The following is an 18,073-nucleotide window of genomic DNA, read 5'->3' as shown; positions in this document are numbered from 1 at the left end:
AGAAATAGTATATATGCTATCAATATTATATTAAACCATATATTTTTTCCTTTTTGGGGGAGAATTAGACAATTATGTGAAGAAATTGTGAAGAAAGAAAAGCGCAGAGGTTTCTTCAAATTTCTACAAACATTTTAAACCCATCATACCATAAAACGAAGCTAAGCGCTTACAGATTTTGTTTTTCTGCAAATTAGTCATTATCTACTAATACCTATTCTCTTCATATAATTAATTATCATGCTCATAATTCTGTAACATTTTATCGGTTGAGTTTTACTGACCTTTTATGTATTATCGTAGGGGCATATATATTTTTCTACTATATTTATAATTTAGAAAGTGTGTAGAGTCTATTAGTTAAGAAGGTGAATAGATTGCATAAAGGTGTTCACAAAGGATTAAAATGGCTTGCCGTCCTCACTACTCTTGGCATGTTATTTGTTCTATTAGGAGGAGCCCTTGTAACAAAGACAGAATCTGGTATGGGATGCGGCCGGTCTTGGCCACTATGTAACGGGCAATTAATTCCAACTGATATTACATTTGAGCTTGTCATAGAATTAGCACATCGGGTTGTCTCCGGTGGTGTAGGCTTACTGGTATTGGCCTTATCAATATGGTCATGGAGAGCGATTGGATATAAGCGCGAAACGAAATTTCTTGCTGCACTCTCTTTCTTTTTCTTAGTATTACAAGGTCTTATTGGAGCTGCCGCTGTACTTTGGGGACAATCAGACTTCGTACTCGCATTGCATTTTGGAATTTCTCTTATATCATTTGCTTCAATCTTATTATTGACACTGCTGATTTTTGAAGTCGACCAGAAATTTGATGCCCACTCATTGGTCATCAATAAACGCATGAGATTTCATACAATCGGGGTCACTTTATATAGTTACATTGTTGTTTATACTGGAGCTTTAGTAAGACATACGGATTCAAGCTTAGTATGTAAGGATTGGCCGCTATGTGTCAATTCGTCCCCGGGTCTGCCCACAAATCTCTATGAATGGATTCAGATGGGACATCGAACAGCAGCAGGACTCATTTTCTTATGGATTGCATATATCACATATATTGCGATTAAAGAGCATAAACACCAGAAGGTTATTTATTGGGGATGGATCATTGCATTTACGCTGGTATCTCTTCAAGTCATGTCCGGAGCACTCGTTGTGTTCACACGATTGAACCTTGGGATCGCTTTATTACACGCATTGATCATCTCTTGTTTATTCGGTTTACTATGCTACTTCATTTTACTTGCTTCAAGAAGTAAACTTAAAGAATAGAAAAAGGATTCCGGACTTATCCGGAATCCTTTTCTTTATGCTTTTTGCACTTCAATTAATAGATCTCCAGGATTAATGGCATCGCCGTTTTGTACATAAATGTCTTTAACTACCCCTGCAAACGGAGCTTGAACGGTCGTTTCCATTTTCATGGCTTCTGTGATCATTAGATGATCTCCTTTTTCAACCGTTTCTCCTTTTTCTGCAATGACCTTTATAACGGTTCCTGGCATGGAAGCCCCGATATGATTTTCATTCTTCACATCTGCCTTCATCTTGGCTGCAACTGTTGATTTAATACTTTCATCCTTAATGACAACCTCACGGGCCTGGCCATTCAGCTCGAAATAAACGATTCGTGTACCATCTGCCTGAGCCTGACCAATCGAAACAAGCTTAACAATCAGTGTCTTCCCAGTTTCGATTTCCACCTCTATTTCTTCACCCAGTCTCATCCCGAATAAGAAAGTCGGGGTATCAAGAACTGAAATATCTCCAAACTGATCCATTGTTTGTGCGTATTCCATGAACACTTTCGGATACAGGGCATATCCAAGGGCATCAAAGCTCGTGACAGGACGCTGAAGATCCTCGAAGAGCTTTTCTTTAAGGGCGGTAAAGTCCACATCATCAAGGAGCTCTCCTGGACGAACGTTCAATGGAGTGCGCCCTTTCAGAATCACACTTTGTAAGTCTTTCGGGAATCCTCCATGAGGTTGTCCAAGGTACCCTTCGAATAATTCTACCACTGAGTCAGGGAAATCGATTTTTTCACCTTTTTCGATTACATCTTCTTCTGATAGATCATTCTGAACCATAAATAATGCCATATCTCCCACGACTTTAGATGAAGGAGTAACCTTTACGATATCCCCAAAGAGGTGGTTGACCCTTGCATACATTTCTTTCACTTCTTCCCAACGGTGCCCAAGTCCTACAGCTTTTGCCTGCTGCTGAAGGTTACTATATTGCCCCCCTGGCATTTCGTGCTTATAGACCTCTGAATGTGGAGACATCATGCCGCTTTCAAAGTCTGTATAATACTTTCGAATGTCTTCCCAATAGTGAGAAAGAGTTTCCAGTGAGTTAATATTTACATTCGGTTCTCTTTCGGTTCCTTTTAATGCGTAGTATAGCGTGTTGGCACTTGGTTGAGATGTTAGTCCCGACATTGTGCTTAGTGCTGTATCGACAATATCTACACCAGCTTCAACAGCTCTTGCGTATGTGTATATTCCGTTACCGCTCGTGTCATGAGTGTGTAAGTGGATAGGCAGGCTAACGGTATCTTTAAGTTCCGAAATTAGTCGGTAGGCAGCCTGAGGTTTTAAGAGCCCTGCCATATCTTTAATCGCTAAAATATGCGCTCCGCTTGCTTCTAACTCTTTTGCCATATCCTTATAGTAATCAATACTATACTTTGTTCGGGTAGGATCATCTATGTCTCCGGTATAGCAAATGGCAGCCTCGGCGATTTTTCCGCTTTGTCTTACAGCATCAATCGCTACTTCCATCCCCTTAACCCAGTTTAAACTGTCAAATATTCTGAAGACGTCTATACCTGCAAATGCGGATTTCTCAACAAATTCTTTAATGACATTATCAGGGTAGTTCTTATAACCAACGGCATTGGATGCTCTCAGAAGCATTTGGAATAGAACATTTGGAATGCGCTCTCTCATTGTTAATAATCGATTCCAAGGATCTTCCTTTAGGAAACGGTAGGCTACATCGAACGTTGCCCCTCCCCACATTTCATAGGAGAACATATCCGGAAGTAAATGAGATGTAGGCTCTGCAATTTGCTTCAGGTCATTTGTTCTGACACGCGTAGCAAGTAAAGATTGGTGCGCATCCCGGAAAGTTGTATCAGTCAGAAGTACTGAGTTTTGTTCCTTGACCCAATTAACCAACCCTTCGGCACCATGTTGATCTAAAATTTGCTTTGTCCCGGGTTTGAAGTCTTGTTTCAAGTCAAGGGATGGAATCCTAGGCTTAGAGAATACTGGCTTTTTCTTCTTCTCGATTCCCGGGAAACCATTTACGGTTACATTTCCGATATAAGTAAGCATCTTCGTACCACGGTCTTTTCGTTTCGGAAAAATAAACAGTTCAGGTGTCGTGTCAATAAAGGATGTATCGTATTTACCTGTAATAAAGTTTTCATGCTTAACAACATTTTCTAAGAACGGAATATTCGTCTTGATTCCACGTATTCTAAATTCTTGAAGATTTCTGACCATTTTCGATGCAGCTTGTTCAAAGGTTAAAGCCCAAGTAGACAGTTTAACAAGAAGTGAATCATAGTATGGTGTAATGACTGCTCCCTGGAAGCCGTTACCTGCATCCAATCGAACCCCGAATCCGCCTCCTGAACGATAAGCCATGATTTTCCCCGTGTCAGGCATAAAGTTATTTAATGGATCTTCTGTTGTAACACGGGATTGAATCGCAAACCCATTTGTCCGGATCTCTTCTTGAACAGGAATCCCAAGCTTACTGCTATGTAAGGCATGTCCTTCTGCAATCATCAATTGAGACTGAACGATATCTACCCCTGTAACCATTTCCGTAATCGTATGCTCTACTTGAACGCGAGGGTTTACCTCAATGAAATAGAACTGATCATTTGCAACCAGGAACTCAACCGTTCCGGCGTTTACATACTTTACATTATCCATTAAACGGACGGCTGCCTCACAAATATCTTCTCTCAGCTGATCACTCAAAGATACGGATGGTGCTATTTCAACTACCTTTTGGTGACGTCTCTGGATGGAACAATCCCGTTCATACAAGTGAACAATATTGCCGTCTTCATCCCCAAGTATTTGAACTTCAATGTGCTTAGGATTCTCCACAAATTTCTCAACATATATTTCATCATTTCCGAAAGCTGCTTTCGCTTCAGATTTAGCGCGCTCATAGGCTTCTTTCAAGCTTTCCAGGTTACGGACGATACGCATTCCGCGTCCACCACCACCTAATGAGGCTTTAATGATGATTGGGAAGCCATGGTCCTTCCCGAAGGCAATGACCTCTTCCAAAGTCTCTACGGGGCCATCTGTTCCCGGAATAACAGGGATATTAGCTAATTGAGCCTGATGTCGTGCCTTAACTTTATCCCCAAACATATTTAAGTGCTCTGAATGAGGCCCAATAAAAATAATCCCCTCTTCTTCACAACGTCTGGCAAAATGAATATTTTCAGAAAGAAACCCATAACCAGGATGGATGGCATCGACATCAGCGTTCTTTGCGATTCGAATAATCCCCTCTATATCTAAATAAGCATCAATAGGTTTCTTCCCTTCTCCTATTAAGTATGCCTCATCAGCTTTATAACGATGATATGCTCCCGAATCTTCCTTACTGTAAATGGCGACGGTTCTTATACTAAGCTCCGTACATGCACGGAACACACGGATGGCAATTTCACCGCGATTTGCTACTAATACTTTTTTAATTTTCTTCAATACACTCTCTCCTTTAAGCTATTCATGATTGAAAATCTCTATAATGCAGTCTATGAAAAAAGGACTGACCCGAAAGATAATAAAGAAGTATCTTAGGGGGCAGACCCTAGACTTAGAGTTTTAGATACTCTATCAAAGTGACCTACATTTTTACACCATATATTTTTTTGCTATTATCAATATTCTCCGAAGGATAGCCATTTTCCTTCTTTGTTTTATATTTTTCTTCATATTTCACAAACATCGACACATTTACAAGGACACCCATCGACAAAGATAGTACTAATAATGACGATCCTCCATAGCTGATGAATGGAAGTGGGACACCTGTAATCGGAATTAATCCGGATACACCTCCTAAATTAATGAAGGCTTGGATACCGATCATGCTCGATATTCCGATTGCCAGCATCGTTCCAAAAGGATCCTGACATTTAACTCCAGTATAGATCCCCCGGAGCACGATATAAGACAAACCGAGAATCACAAAGCTTACACCGAATACACCTAATTCTTCAGCGATGATGGCCATGATAAAATCCGTTTGGGGTTCAGGAAGATACCCCAGTTTCTGAACACTTTGTCCCAAACCAAGCCCTTTTACCCCCCCAGAGCCGATGGCAAGATACGAGTTCACTAAGTGATAGCCTTCCCCCTGGGCATATTTGAACGGTGATAGGTACGCTTCAATCCTGCTAAGTCTTTCTCTTGTAAAAATAAAGCCTCTTGCCAGGTAAATCACGGGTGAAAGTACTATCAACAGCCCTACACCTAAACCAGCGAGTTTAAAGAAGGTCTTATAACTAATCCCTGAACAGGAAATGACGATTGCTCCAATGACGAAAATGATCGCCGCTGTACCAAAGTCAGGCTCTAAAAAAACTAAAAAACAAATAAAGCCTAAAAATAGTAATGGGGGAGCAAGGCCCTTATTAAAATCATCTATGTATGCCTGTTTCTTGGAGTATACGGAGCCAAGATAAATGATGACTGCCAGCTTGGCGAACTCCGATGGCTGAATGGGCATGAAACCTAAATTGATCCAGCTTTTTGCGTTGTTTACTTCATAACCGAAGACATGTACCCCGATTAATAATCCAATAATAATAAACATGAGTCCCTTGATTATTTTCGCAACTTGGAAGGCTTTGTATGGAAACCATGCTGCAATTGTAAAGGCAATGAACCCGATGATGATATTGATCATCTGCCTTTTATAGAAGTGATCACTTTCCCAGCCAAACCGTTCTACAGCCATGACCATACTCGCACTATAAATCATTACCAGACCAAACAAACAAAGAAATACATATACAGCTATTAACGAATAATCATAGGATTTTGCTATTTTTTTAATCATGACATTTCAATCCTTTTTCTCTTATATCATTAAATTAATCCTAACCAATCAGTATTCTTAACAAAAAAACTCAAACAACAGATCCATGTATTGTTTGAGTTGTCATGACTATTTTACTTTTTTGTAGATGCTTCATGAAGGGCAGAAAGTTGTCTTTCCAAAGAATCAATCAGCTCTTTTCCATCTTGATCATCTACTAATCCTAAACGGACTGCAAATTCTATTTCACGAGATAATCCGAACATTTGGGTATCCAATACTTCCTCATAAAGAGGACATTGGGGCATCGTTAAATTATCCATTTGTACTTTAATAAGTTGTAAAATCTTTTCTGCGTCGGCCTTTAATAGCTCATAGGCTTTTTCTCGATGATTAATTGTCATTTCTGACGCCACAGTGATCCCCCCATTCCGAACAAATAGCTTTCCTGTCTTAAAATTTTATCGTTAAATCAGAGAAATTGCAAGAAAAATAAGTGTATTCCCCGGGATTCAATGACAGATTTTCGAATTATTTTTTTGGGGGGATCCCCGTGAAAAATCTTATACAATCTCTTATTCCAGAACTCACTATATTACCAATGCCTATGATTCATACTCGAACGTAATTGACGGGACCATTCGGTTAAAATATACTCCAGGAATATTCATCACTTAGCATTTCAAGGAGCTTTAACCCTGCACTGCTATTCCCGACATTATCCAGTGCAGGACCAAAGATTCCAATTCCACACTTTCCAGGAACAGCCCCCATGATCCCACCTGACACTCCACTTTTGGCCGGGATGCCCACTTTAATGGCAAATTCACCAGAAGTATTATACATTCCGCACGTAACCATGAATGTTTTACAAATCCTCGCAACATCCCTCGTAATAATTTCGCGCCCGCTCTCAGGGTCAACGCCATCATTAGCGAAAACAGCTCCCATCTTAGCAAGATCGACACAACTCATTTCCACCGCACATTGTTTCGTATAAAGAACGAGTAAATCTTCTACATTTCCAGTAATCACACCGTGCTGCTTCATAAAATAACAAAGCGATCTATTCAAATTTGCTGTTTGCAGTTCTGAATAAGCCACATCTTCATTGTATGATACCGTATCCCCAGTCATGTGATTAATGAACTCAATTAATCGTTCCCACTTTTCCATCCCGGTGTTTCCTTTAATCATATTCGTGACTGCGAGTGCACCTGCGTTGATCATCGGGTTAAGGGGTTTAGAAGGCTTATGGGTTTCGAGTTTTGCTATGGAATTAAAAGGATCACCCGTAGGCTCCATACCAACCTTTGAAAAGACATGATCCTCCCCATAGTCCATTAAGACAAGAGCAAGAGTGATGACTTTCGATATACTTTGGAGTGTGAACTTCTTTAAATGATCTCCTGCATAACAAGAGTGATTATCCAAAGTATATATACTTATTGCCAAATCACTGGGATTTTGATCCTTTAATGCCGGTATATAATCTGCTACCATTCCCTCTGAAGCAAAAGGCCTTGCTTTCTCCACTAATTCTTCCAACAGCTCCTGGGTTCTATTCACTATTGTATCAGCTCCTTTAGTCCTACCTTTAGTTTCCCTACTTTCACCGATTGAAAACGTTGAAAATGCTTTCAGCTTTGTGTGACAAACCTTTAAATAACAGATATACTGAAACTATCAGCGAGAGGAGGAATCTTAATTGGAAAGCATAGTCCCAATAAAAGGCAAGGTGAAATTCACGATAACATTGGATTCGGGCGTTTGGATATTTGATGATCGAAAAGTTGATTTAACTACATATTTTGATGAAACGAATGAGACGATTGATGAATTAGAAGAATATACAAAAGCCGTGTCCAAGCATTGGTCCCGGGAAATTCAAGAAGGCGCAACATATCCGCCTACACTTAAGACAGAAAAAAAATATGAAAAGGAAAAGATTTTGAACGGAACATTCGCTATTCCGTTGAATCCGTTTCTTACAAATGCGGAACCTCTTGAGAATGCGACATCTCTTGTGATCGAAACCGACTCGGATGAATATCGCATGGATCTGGCACACGCAGATCAATTACTCATTGGATTCTCAAAAGAAGGAAAGCCTCTAAGGGAAAACGGTCCCGTTCATATCTACTACAAAGACGGTTCGAATAGAGAAAACCCAATAACCGATGTAAGAGCATTCCGGGTAGAATAATATCATTTTAATGATTCGTACCCCAAGAAAGCTCTAAGTCAAATTTTTATAAAAAAACCGGTTCAGGAACCTCTGAACCGGTTTTTTCATACTTTATAATTGTGCTTAAATATACGCTAGTACTAAAGAAGGTCAGCAGCAAGTTGTGCAAGACCGGATCTCTCACCTTTCATGAGTTTAACGTGTCCGGCCAATTTTTGATCCTTAAATTTTTCTACTACGTATGTTAGGCCATTGTTGTACTCATCCAGGTATGGATGATCAATTTGTGCTGGATCTCCCATTAAAACGATTTTACTTCGTTCTCCTACCCTGGTTAGGATCGTTTTCACTTCATGCTTCGTTAAGTTCTGAGCTTCATCAATGATAATATACTGATCCGGAATGCTTCTACCTCTTATATAAGTTAATGCTTCGACTTCAATCGATCCCATACCGGCAAGAATATCATCCAGCTCTCCCGGCTTCTTTGTATTGAACAAATATTCCAGGTTATCATAAATCGGCTGCATCCAAGGTCTGAGCTTTTCTTGTTTTTCTCCTGGAAGATAACCAATATCTTTCCCCACGGGTACTATTGGACGTGCTACGAGCAATTTATTGAATTTATTAAAGTCTTCTGTTTGAAGAAGCCCTGCAGCCAGTGCAAGCAAGGTTTTACCTGTCCCTGCTTTTCCAATCATGGTGACTAAAGAAATATCATCTCTTAGTAACAGTTCCGTCGCCATTGTTTGCTGAACATTTCTGGCCTTGATACCCCACATATGCTCTTGATCATATACCAGCTTCTTCACTTTAAGTCCAGATGCATCTACCATTCCTAATGCAGAAGCAGAGCTTCCAAGTGCATCTTTCATAATGAGGAATTGATGAGAATAAAATCGTTGCTTCGTTATATCAGTAAGGGTTAGTTCCCCTTTATCATAAAATTTGTCAAGTAACTCTCTCTCAGTGTACAGTTCAATAAATCCTGTGTAAATATCATTTACCTCGATAACCCGGTCACTCAGGAAATCCTCAGCCTGTAACCCTAACGCATCAGCCTTTACCCTGACGAGGGTGTCTTTACTAACAAGTATGACCGATTTTCCATCCTTTTTCGCTTCTTCTTCGAGAGATAAGTTTTTTGCTACGGCAATAATTCTGTTATCATTGGTTTTCTCTACAAATATTTCTTGAAGCTGCTGAAATGAGCGGTGATTTAGTTCGATTCTCAATGATCCTCCCGTATAAAGGGGGATTTTTTCATGGAGCTTTCCTTCTTGCCGTAAATTATCTATTAACTTCGATACATGTCTTGCGTTTCTTCCGATTTCATCCATATAACGCTTTTTGGAGTCCACTTCTTCTAAAACGACTGCAGGTATAACCACCTCATTATCTTGAAAAGAAAAGATGGCTTGTGGATCTTGTAATAAGACATTGGTATCTAATACATAAATTTTATTCAAATCGATGCCTCCTGCTCCTGATTTCTTATTACTATTGTATGTAGCCAATGTTGATCCGGTTATTCCCAGCTACTCAAATAGGACGGCCCGTTTCTTAAAATATATGAATAAACGTATAAAGATAGAAGAAAATTACACAATAAGAAAAGATATTGATTCTAAATCGGGAGGTTTTCACATGTTTAAACTCATCTCTCTGCTTATGGTAACCATCATTCTTGGTGCATGCGCCAACAAGAATGAGGTCGGGTATAATAATGATTCGAACAGTAAAAACAATAAACCGATCACTGTTCAGGATAGCAATATCCAACATGTTGAGCGAAAATCAGGACAGCAAATCTCAAAGCATTTAGTTGACCTGACGACTAGTGTACCTGATGTAAAAGACGCAACCGCAGTAGTCTTTGGAAAGTATGCTTTTGTTGGAATCGATATCGATTCCGATATTGAGCGTTCTCAAGTCGGTTCCATCAAATATTCTGTAGCAGAAGCACTTCAGAAAGATCCATATGGTGCAGAAGCCATTGTCATCGCTGACCCGGACCTTTATGCACGTTTAAATGAAATCAGCAAAGACATCCAAAGGGGCGAACCGGTTCAAGGAATCATGAATGAATTGGCTGACATATCCGGCAGACTCATGCCTGAAATTCCTAGATCGTTAAAGCAAACAGACCCCGAAAATGCGCCGAATGAACCAAATAAGAAAATGAATAACACGAAAGAAAAACAACTTCAGAAAAAACAGGAAAATCAAACTTACGATAAGATTGAATAATACTTCGGTCATTAAAAAAGTGAATGAGAAAAAGCCATGAAAAAGCTTAGGGTTCTAAGCTTTTTTCATGGCTTCTATTACTTGTCGGTCCAAACGGTCTGCTGCCGTTTTATCATATGTCTTCTCATAGGCAGGTTCTGTCGATATTTTCGATCCATAGAACATGACGTCTCTTACTTCATTGATAGCAAGTTTAATAAGCGTCAGCTTTAGAGGGACTCCTTCCAACTTCTCCTCTCGGACCACTCCTTTTCCGCTTATGGAATAGGTTGATTCATTTGCAATTAAATTCACAACCGCGAGCGGATTGTTCTTTATATTCTCTACAATCCTGGAGCGTTGATCAACAGCAAATAACAACGTATGTTCATCCTTCGCCAAGACCCAAGAAATCGCACTTACATTAGGTCCATGCGTTTCAAAATCAATGGTAGCGAGTGTAACAAACCGCTCTGATTGCAGTTCGTCAAATAATGCAGGAATTAAGCTGGGTTCCACTTGATTAGCCATACAATCCCCCCTTATGAGTCCTCATTTTCTCTGTAAGTGTTTCGTTTCATTCGTGATTCAACTTGATTATACTATACCAATTCTGTTGATAAAAGCATACAGGAAAGTTAAATAAAGCGTTTGACTTTACTACATGATATACTAAAAGGACTAGACTTATGATTAGAACAAATAGAGGTGTGATGTATGAGAGTAAAATGTGCTTTATGTGAAGTGATAGAAAATATTGATGATTATTCCTTGCAGGCTAAGAAATTGCGGAACCGCCCCATTCATACGTATATGTGCGAGAAGTGTCATGATCGTATTAAAGAAAAGACGGAAGAACGTGTGTCGAGTGGGAATTTCAGATTTTATCGATCTCCTCAGGTAGACGATGACTTTTAAACAAATCGGTTCAGGAACTATTATTGGTCTTGTGTCAGGTACCCTATTAGGATTATTTCTAAAATGGATGCAAGTAATAACAGGCATCAAGGTTTATACCCTGTTATTGAATGTTGATTTCATCCCTGGATTCGGTGAAAAAGACTTTCCTGAATGGATGGAGTTTTTGTTCCACTTGGTTATTTCATGTGTGATCGGGGTAGTGTTCGTGAACATGATTGAAAGGCTGAACGTTACTGTTAAGGGCTATTGGATTCTTTCCTTTGTGCTAACAGCCCCGACTGTGTTCCTATATTTCCCTCTTTCGCACCTGGCAATTAAAGATGTACCCGGTTTACTGTATGGTGAGGCAATTATCTTATGGACAGTAGGACATCTTCTCTACGCTCTGTCCTTACCTCCACTATATTATCTATCTTCTGTTCGTGGTTAATCCACATAACGAAAAAAGCTGTAGTCTCATCCATTAGAGACTACAGCTTTTTCATGCTTAAAACGTGCCTTTTTTCTTTTCGTTTGTTAGCCGAACCTTATATATAATCAAGATAAGAGCCGCAACGACTAACCCCTCTGCTACCGGTAAAAAGATTCCAAGAAACGTTAGTACGGTACATCCCAAAATGAGAAAAGTATAAATCAAAATTGATTTCATTACTGGCAGCTTCTTCGCAAAACCTAGCTTATAAACTAAGATTGAGAGCCCAACTATGGTTATATAAAGCAACCACATTCCCATTTCCGCGTTTTGGTCAACACGGTAAAGGGATGCGAAAAAGGACAAACGCTCTGTTACATCCATTTCCTACTCCCCCTTCACTTAGTTTATTGAGAAACCTTACTTTTCTTTTCTGCTCTTTCACGCTCATTCTTATCAAGAATCTTTTTACGAAGACGGATTGACTCAGGTGTTACTTCACAATACTCGTCATCGTTCAGGTATTCAAGAGACTCTTCCAATGTCATGATTCTTGCTTTTTTAATGGTTACGGTTTGATCCTTGTTAGCAGAACGAACGTTTGTCGCTTGTTTAAGTTTTGTGATATTAACGGTAATATCATTTTCTCTTGTATGTTCCCCAACAATCATTCCACCATAAATTTCTGTACCGGATTCAACAAAGATAATACCACGGTCTTCCACTTGCATGATTCCGTATTGAGATGCTTTTCCTGTTTCCATCGAAACAAGTACACCTTGTCGACGTCCGCCAACTCTACCTTTTTGCAAAGGCTGATAGCTGTCGAATGTGTGGTTGATGATACCGTATCCACGTGTAAGAGTCATAAATTCAGTTGAATAACCGATTAATCCACGTGCAGGCACCATAAACATTAAACGGACTTGTCCATTCCCATTGTTCACCATATCCAGCATTTCGCCTTTACGTTGACCAAGGGATTCAATAACTCCACCCATATATTCTTCAGGAATATCAATTTGAACACGTTCTACAGGCTCACTCTTCACGCCATCGACTTCTTTAATGATAACCTGTGGTTTAGATACCTGTAATTCGTAACCTTCACGACGCATGTTTTCAATCAGAATCGAAAGATGAAGCTCTCCACGACCTGAAACCGTCCATGCATCAGGTGAATCTGTTGGTTCAACACGTAAACTTACATCCGTTTGAAGCTGAGCCAGTAAACGTTCTTCGATCTTTCTAGAAGTAACAAATTTACCTTCTCTACCTGCAAATGGACTGTTGTTCACTAGGAATGTCATTTGAAGTGTAGGCTCGTCAATACGAAGAACCGGAAGTTGATCCTGATGTTCAACAGGACAAACCGTTTCACCGACATTGATATCTTCCATTCCGGAAACAGCGATTAAATCACCAGCTTTTGCTTCTTGGATTTCTTCACGTTTTAATCCGAAGAAACCGAAGATTTTTGTTACACGGAATTGTTTAACAGTACCGTCAAGCTTCATTAATGCTACCTGCTGGCCAACCTTCATTGTCCCTCTGAACACACGTCCGATTCCAATTCGACCAACGTAATCATTGTAATCGAGCAATGCAACTTGGAATTGCAGTGGATCTTCAGAGTTGTCTACTGGTGCAGGAATATGCTCAATGATCGAATCATATAAACACTGCATGTTTTCGTCTTGTTTTTCCGGATCCGGATCTGTACTTGCTGTACCGTTGATAGCTGAAGCATAGACAACCGGGAATTCAAGCTGTTCATCATTTGCATCCAGTTCAATGAATAATTCCAGAACTTCATCGATTACTTCTTCCGGACGTGCTGAAGGCTTGTCAATTTTATTTACAACCACGATAGGTGTAAGGTTTTGCTCAAGTGCTTTCTTAAGAACGAAACGAGTCTGAGGCATACACCCTTCATACGCATCTACTACTAATAAAACACCATCTACCATTTTCATGATACGTTCAACTTCTCCACCAAAGTCAGCATGTCCTGGTGTATCAAGAATGTTGATTCGAGAATCTTTATATTGAATCGCCGTATTTTTCGCTAGGATTGTAATACCGCGTTCTCTTTCTAAATCATTTGAATCCATCGCGCGCTCAGAAACTGTTTCATTTTCGCGGAAGATTCCAGATTGCTTTAAAAGCTCGTCTACTAATGTCGTTTTCCCGTGGTCAACGTGAGCAATAATAGCAATATTTCTAAGATCATTTCTTAATTTCATATTTCCACTCCTGAATATTGGATTTCTTTATAATGTTAAAGATAATATATTTCAGTTCAACTAGACCATTATATCACAGCATCAAGAAAAGCCCTAATAAATATTTCATAAAGCGTTTCCGTCAACTAATAGTTTCCAAAATAACTTCTTTCACATCGTCCTGCCTCTTTGTCTACTCTACCCATTGCACATTACCGATTTGATAGGTAAGATTTAATTGGAAGAGCTATTAAGATTTATGGTTTTAATCAAATGAGGAAAATGATTTTTCATTTTTTGGAGGTTTTATGATGGGTAATATAAAATGGATTTTTGTATTATTTTCTTTATTAGCTGCCGTTTCCCTAATGGGTATCGCGATTTCAATCAGTTTACAAAGCATCCTGCTTGCTACTGTCAGCTTCCTTTTTCTATTTATCGTGATGGGGTTCGGTTTCAAAACAAAGAAAAAATACCGTGAAGAAGGTCGTTTGTAGATCGAAAAAGGGAGATGCGGCAAAGGAATTGCCGGTCTCCCTTCTTTAGATCTTCCGTTCAAGATAGTCAGTCAAGATGGTTTGGTGCAGTTTTGGTTTTCCTACAAACACCGAGCTTTTATTCAATGGATTCAGGGGATCCCCATTAAGGTCTGTCACAACTCCCCCAACCTCTTCAATCATAATTTTCCCGGCAGCGAAATCCCAAGGAGCCAAACGCATTGTTAAGTAAGCATCCAATCTACCTGAAGCAACATAAGCCAATTCAATGGCGGCTGATCCATAGGAACGAGTTCCCCTTACATCCTTCACGAGTGGCGAAAGAATTGTTCGGTCAATTCGTTTATTCTCAGTCACCCAAAGTGCATTTAATGCTACAATCGCATCCTGAACCGGTACTGGATCAAGCGCGGGAAGCTTCACATCATTCATATAAGCTCCGTGACCCTTACTTGCAAAATATAGCTCATCATGAACGACATCATATATGTATCCTAATTTACCTACTTCTCCATCATAGATGCCGATAGAGATAGCAAAATTCCGTTGCTGATGAACAAAATTCATCGTTCCATCGATCGGATCGATTATCCACGTTATACCTGATAGTTCCTTAAAGTCATCGCCATAACCTTCTTCACCGAGGATTTGATGATCAGGGTATGTATTTCGGATATTCTCAGTAAAGAAATGCTCTGTTGCTTCATCCATATCTGTTACCAAATCATTTCGGTTCGACTTCGTCTTGATATTTAACTCTGTTTTGAATGATTGACGAATCTTCTCTCCAGCTTCCCGTATCCACGTTCTAACATTTTGATCTAATTCCGTCCAATTTGTCATTGATTATTAGCCTCCAATATGTGTAACAAAAATCTTATTATTATTACTAATATGGTCGTTTTCACTAGATCCGACTCATACTCATTCTCTATACAAGTGCCACTATGCACTTCTACTTCTATAGCTAAATAGCTTAATGGAAAAAAGAGGCTGTTTCAAGTTATTTACCTCATCATACTCCGCAAAATTAGATATGATCAAAATCAGGGTTACTTATGACCACAAAAAAGCGAACTCTTTGCCTATGAGCTCGCCGTTCAAATGTTGAATTAGACAAAATACTTTATACCCACCTGAAAGGATTAAAGCTTTATAAGGCCTTCATTTTCATTAGCTCTTCTCGAATACTCATGAGTTTCTGTTTGGACTTTGTCTGGGTATCTTTATTCTTCGTTTGAATTGCTTCGAATAATACAGCTAATTCATAATCCATTTCAAGTCTTAATACATTCATTCTTTGCTGCTGGACATCACGTTTTTTAGAAGTGTTCATTACTTGTTTCATGGCCATACACCCCTTCCGAGTTTTCGATTTATCTGATTGTTCTGATAATATTTACTACATGTTATGATATATCCTCTCATCTTGTAACTAAAATGTGCAGACACCCATGGATAATTCAATTCGCTACAAGCTTGCACCTCATTATGTTAAGATATTGGTGGTATATAAGGAGGCTACAACATGAAATTCAATGGTTTCAAACAAGAAGATTTTCAAGTTTTCACGATTAATGGGTTAGAAGATCGGATGACTGCCATCCATGAACAGATAAGGCCTAAACTTGATTATTTAGGTGAACATTTCGCACCCACTTTAAGCGCATTAACAGGAGAAGAAATGTTTTACCATGTGGCTAAACATGCACGTCGATCAGTTAACCCTCCTGATGATACATGGGTTGCGTTTGCGAATAACAAACGAGGTTATAAGAAACATCCACATTTCCAGATAGGATTATGGGAAACGCATGTTTTCATCTGGTTTGCAATGATCTATGAAGCTCCAAACAAAGTTCAATTCGGTAAAAAGGCTGCAGAAAATGCGGATAAGATAAGATCTTTGATTCCTGGCCACTTTGTTTGGTCTGGAGATCATACAAAACCAGATGCTACACCTTTTTCTTCCATGTCACAGGATGAATTCATTGCTTTAAGTGAAAGAGTCCAAAATGTGAAAAAAGCCGAACTTCTATGTGGACTTCACCTGGACAAGGATACAGCTATTAAGCTGAATGGTGATGAATTTATTCAAGAAGTTAATAATGCCTTTGAAACACTTTTACCCCTTTATAAAATGAACTAAACCATATAAGTGTTGTCAATAATGCAGAAAGAACGACTGCCAAAAATAGCAGTCGTTCTTTTAGTTCATTGAAATTTTGTCAGCGTCTTGAAGTTCTTTCATTTTCTTTACAACCCGATAAGAAGAATAGCCGCTTGACTCTTCAAACTCATTACATATTCTCTTTTCCTCTGCCTTACCGGGTACGATTTCCTTAAATCGCTTATACCGATTCATTAGATCATCTCTTGAGACCCCTTTTTCATAGGCTTTTTCAATAGCTTCAAAAAAGGCAATAACATCAATTACTTCTTCCGTTGACCAGTCAATATCGAAAGGGTATTGATATTCCATAGTTTCATACAACTCCTTGATGAATGATGATATGTTAATTCCATTTCTCCCGAATGCTCTCAGATTGGCAAATCATTCGTTGAATGAGATCTTTAACCGATGGGACATCATGTATTAAACCCATTACTTGTCCGGCCCACGCAAACCCGGCGTTTACTTCCCCATCGTAAATGTATCGTTTATTGGCTTCCCCGCTTATGTATGATTTTAATCCTTCATAGCCAGTGTCCGACGTTTCAGCATCCAGTATCTGCTTGGTCCATGTGTTGGATATGGCTCTTGCCGGAGCCCCTAAAGATCGTTTGATGACTACTGTACCACTCTCGTCTCCTTCAATCAAGGCACGTTTATAAACTTCAGAAGCATGTACACATTCCTTTGTAGCAATAAACCTTGTACCCATCTCAACTCCTTCAGCTCCGAAGCTGAGAGCAGCCATTAACCCTCTTCCATCTCCAACACCTCCAGAAGCAATGACCGGAATAGAAACAGCATCAACCACGCCGGGAATCAAGACGAATGTACCGACATCATCTTTCCCTAAGTGACCTCCCCCTTCTTGTCCAACAACCATAACGGCATCCGCACCGAGTTCTTCCGCTTTGATAGCCTGTCTTTTTGAGGCGACTAATACAAGCTTAACAATGTTCTTTCCTTGAAGCTGTTGAAACAGGGGCGTCGGGTTTCCTCCTGTAACGGATACAACCGGTACTTTCTCTTCAATGGCAACGTCAACAAACTCGCTAAAGGGGCGTCCATGTTGACCGATGGCAAAGTTCACTCCAAACGGTTTATCTGTTAAAGACCTTACCTTTACGATTTCTTTACGCAACTGTTCAGGATTGTCCAGAGACATGGCAGTAATCTGTCCAAGACCACCCGCATTCGACACGGCTGCAGCCAGTTCTGCATATGCCAGATGAGCCAGACCACCTTGTATTATTGGATATTGAATGTTTAATAACTCTGTTACCCGTGTTTTCCAATTCAATTGAATCCCTCCATTCAT

General features: G+C 39.6%; 19 protein-coding genes. 7 read left to right on the top strand and 12 right to left on the bottom strand.

Translation table 11 applies throughout. The features are described from left to right. The first annotated feature begins 377 nt into the window (after window positions 1-377). Window positions 378-1,295, top strand: a complete 918-nt coding sequence (locus Q1B03_RS09235; protein WP_299740590.1) for a heme A synthase — start codon at window positions 378-380, stop codon at window positions 1,293-1,295. Between the two features lie 35 nt (window positions 1,296-1,330). Here Q1B03_RS09235 and pyc read toward each other — a convergent pair whose 3' ends face one another. From pyc to glsA, 4 genes are all read right to left on the bottom strand, one after another. Continuing rightward, window positions 1,331-4,771 (bottom strand): pyruvate carboxylase, encoded by a 3,441-nt coding sequence (gene pyc, locus Q1B03_RS09230; RefSeq protein WP_299740589.1) that lies wholly within the window; start codon window positions 4,769-4,771, stop codon window positions 1,331-1,333. A 142-nt stretch (window positions 4,772-4,913) separates the two neighbouring features. Beyond that, the gene (locus tag Q1B03_RS09225) at window positions 4,914-6,131 is read right to left on the bottom strand and encodes an FtsW/RodA/SpoVE family cell cycle protein (RefSeq protein WP_299740588.1); all 1,218 of its coding nucleotides are present in this window, start codon (window positions 6,129-6,131) and stop codon (window positions 4,914-4,916) included. 113 nt (window positions 6,132-6,244) lie between these two features. Next, window positions 6,245-6,526 carry a YlaN family protein gene (locus Q1B03_RS09220; protein WP_113968349.1) on the bottom strand — a complete coding sequence of 94 codons (282 nt, stop codon included), beginning with the start codon at window positions 6,524-6,526 and terminating at the stop codon, window positions 6,245-6,247. A 229-nt stretch (window positions 6,527-6,755) separates the two neighbouring features. Then, the gene (gene glsA / locus Q1B03_RS09215) at window positions 6,756-7,682 is read right to left on the bottom strand and encodes a glutaminase A (RefSeq protein ID WP_299741286.1); all 927 of its coding nucleotides are present in this window, start codon (window positions 7,680-7,682) and stop codon (window positions 6,756-6,758) included. A gap of 136 nt (window positions 7,683-7,818) precedes the next feature. On the opposite strand from glsA, the gene Q1B03_RS09210 reads away from it, so the two are divergent. Beyond that, window positions 7,819-8,316 carry a peptidyl-prolyl cis-trans isomerase gene (locus Q1B03_RS09210; RefSeq protein ID WP_299740587.1) on the top strand — a complete coding sequence of 166 codons (498 nt, stop codon included), beginning with the start codon at window positions 7,819-7,821 and terminating at the stop codon, window positions 8,314-8,316. Window positions 8,317-8,438: 122 nt separating this feature from the next. On the opposite strand, the gene Q1B03_RS09205 is transcribed toward Q1B03_RS09210, so the two are convergent. Further along, entirely contained in the window at window positions 8,439-9,767 is a 1,329-nt protein-coding gene (locus Q1B03_RS09205) for a PhoH family protein (RefSeq protein ID WP_299740586.1), read from the bottom strand. Between the two features lie 178 nt (window positions 9,768-9,945). Between Q1B03_RS09205 and Q1B03_RS09200 the strand changes: the two genes are divergently transcribed. Continuing rightward, entirely contained in the window at window positions 9,946-10,548 is a 603-nt protein-coding gene (locus Q1B03_RS09200; RefSeq protein ID WP_044337528.1) for a YhcN/YlaJ family sporulation lipoprotein, read from the top strand. A gap of 54 nt (window positions 10,549-10,602) precedes the next feature. Here Q1B03_RS09200 and Q1B03_RS09195 read toward each other — a convergent pair whose 3' ends face one another. Continuing rightward, the gene (locus tag Q1B03_RS09195) at window positions 10,603-11,058 is read right to left on the bottom strand and encodes a pyridoxamine 5'-phosphate oxidase family protein (RefSeq protein WP_299740585.1); all 456 of its coding nucleotides are present in this window, start codon (window positions 11,056-11,058) and stop codon (window positions 10,603-10,605) included. Window positions 11,059-11,244: 186 nt separating this feature from the next. On the opposite strand from Q1B03_RS09195, the gene Q1B03_RS09190 reads away from it, so the two are divergent. Then, entirely contained in the window at window positions 11,245-11,445 is a 201-nt protein-coding gene (locus Q1B03_RS09190; protein WP_299740584.1) for a YlaI family protein, read from the top strand. Continuing rightward, window positions 11,435-11,878 carry a hypothetical protein gene (locus Q1B03_RS09185; RefSeq protein WP_299740583.1) on the top strand — a complete coding sequence of 148 codons (444 nt, stop codon included), beginning with the start codon at window positions 11,435-11,437 and terminating at the stop codon, window positions 11,876-11,878. Before Q1B03_RS09190 ends, Q1B03_RS09185 begins: the two co-directional genes overlap by 11 nt. Window positions 11,879-11,935: 57 nt before the next feature. Here Q1B03_RS09185 and Q1B03_RS09180 read toward each other — a convergent pair whose 3' ends face one another. Both Q1B03_RS09180 and typA read right to left on the bottom strand, forming a co-directional pair. Then, window positions 11,936-12,244: a YlaH-like family protein gene (locus Q1B03_RS09180; protein WP_044337532.1), complete on the bottom strand. Its 309-nt coding sequence runs from the start codon at window positions 12,242-12,244 to the stop codon at window positions 11,936-11,938. A 23-nt stretch (window positions 12,245-12,267) separates the two neighbouring features. After that, window positions 12,268-14,106 carry a translational GTPase TypA gene (gene typA / locus Q1B03_RS09175; RefSeq protein ID WP_299740582.1) on the bottom strand — a complete coding sequence of 613 codons (1,839 nt, stop codon included), beginning with the start codon at window positions 14,104-14,106 and terminating at the stop codon, window positions 12,268-12,270. Between the two features lie 287 nt (window positions 14,107-14,393). On the opposite strand from typA, the gene Q1B03_RS09170 reads away from it, so the two are divergent. Further along, complete coding sequence (locus Q1B03_RS09170) at window positions 14,394-14,582, top strand: YlaF family protein (RefSeq protein WP_341357845.1); 189 nt, start codon at window positions 14,394-14,396, stop codon at window positions 14,580-14,582. 45 nt (window positions 14,583-14,627) lie between these two features. Here Q1B03_RS09170 and Q1B03_RS09165 read toward each other — a convergent pair whose 3' ends face one another. Next, complete coding sequence (locus Q1B03_RS09165; protein WP_299740581.1) at window positions 14,628-15,425, bottom strand: inositol monophosphatase family protein; 798 nt, start codon at window positions 15,423-15,425, stop codon at window positions 14,628-14,630. A gap of 310 nt (window positions 15,426-15,735) precedes the next feature. Further along, window positions 15,736-15,930, bottom strand: coding sequence for a hypothetical protein (locus Q1B03_RS09160; RefSeq protein ID WP_299740580.1), 195 nt, complete (start codon window positions 15,928-15,930; stop codon window positions 15,736-15,738). A 180-nt stretch (window positions 15,931-16,110) separates the two neighbouring features. Here Q1B03_RS09160 and Q1B03_RS09155 point away from each other — a divergent pair, with 180 nt between their 5' ends. Beyond that, a complete protein-coding gene (locus Q1B03_RS09155; RefSeq protein WP_299740579.1) occupies window positions 16,111-16,731 on the top strand; it encodes a YktB family protein in 621 nt (206 codons plus the stop codon). A gap of 60 nt (window positions 16,732-16,791) precedes the next feature. Here the strand turns inward: Q1B03_RS09155 and Q1B03_RS09150 are convergent, their stop codons facing one another. Then, a complete protein-coding gene (locus Q1B03_RS09150) occupies window positions 16,792-17,064 on the bottom strand; it encodes a UPF0223 family protein (RefSeq protein WP_299740578.1) in 273 nt (90 codons plus the stop codon). A 34-nt stretch (window positions 17,065-17,098) separates the two neighbouring features. Continuing rightward, window positions 17,099-18,055, bottom strand: a complete 957-nt coding sequence (locus Q1B03_RS09145) for a nitronate monooxygenase family protein (protein WP_299740577.1) — start codon at window positions 18,053-18,055, stop codon at window positions 17,099-17,101. Between the last annotated feature and the right edge of the window lie 18 nt (window positions 18,056-18,073).

Origin of the sequence: uncultured Rossellomorea sp., from assembly GCF_947488365.1 — a bacterium.
Taxonomy (GTDB): Bacteria; Bacillota; Bacilli; order Bacillales; family Bacillaceae_B; genus Rossellomorea.
Note: the sequence above shows the minus strand (reverse complement) of the source record. Positions and strands in the feature narration are given on the sequence as shown.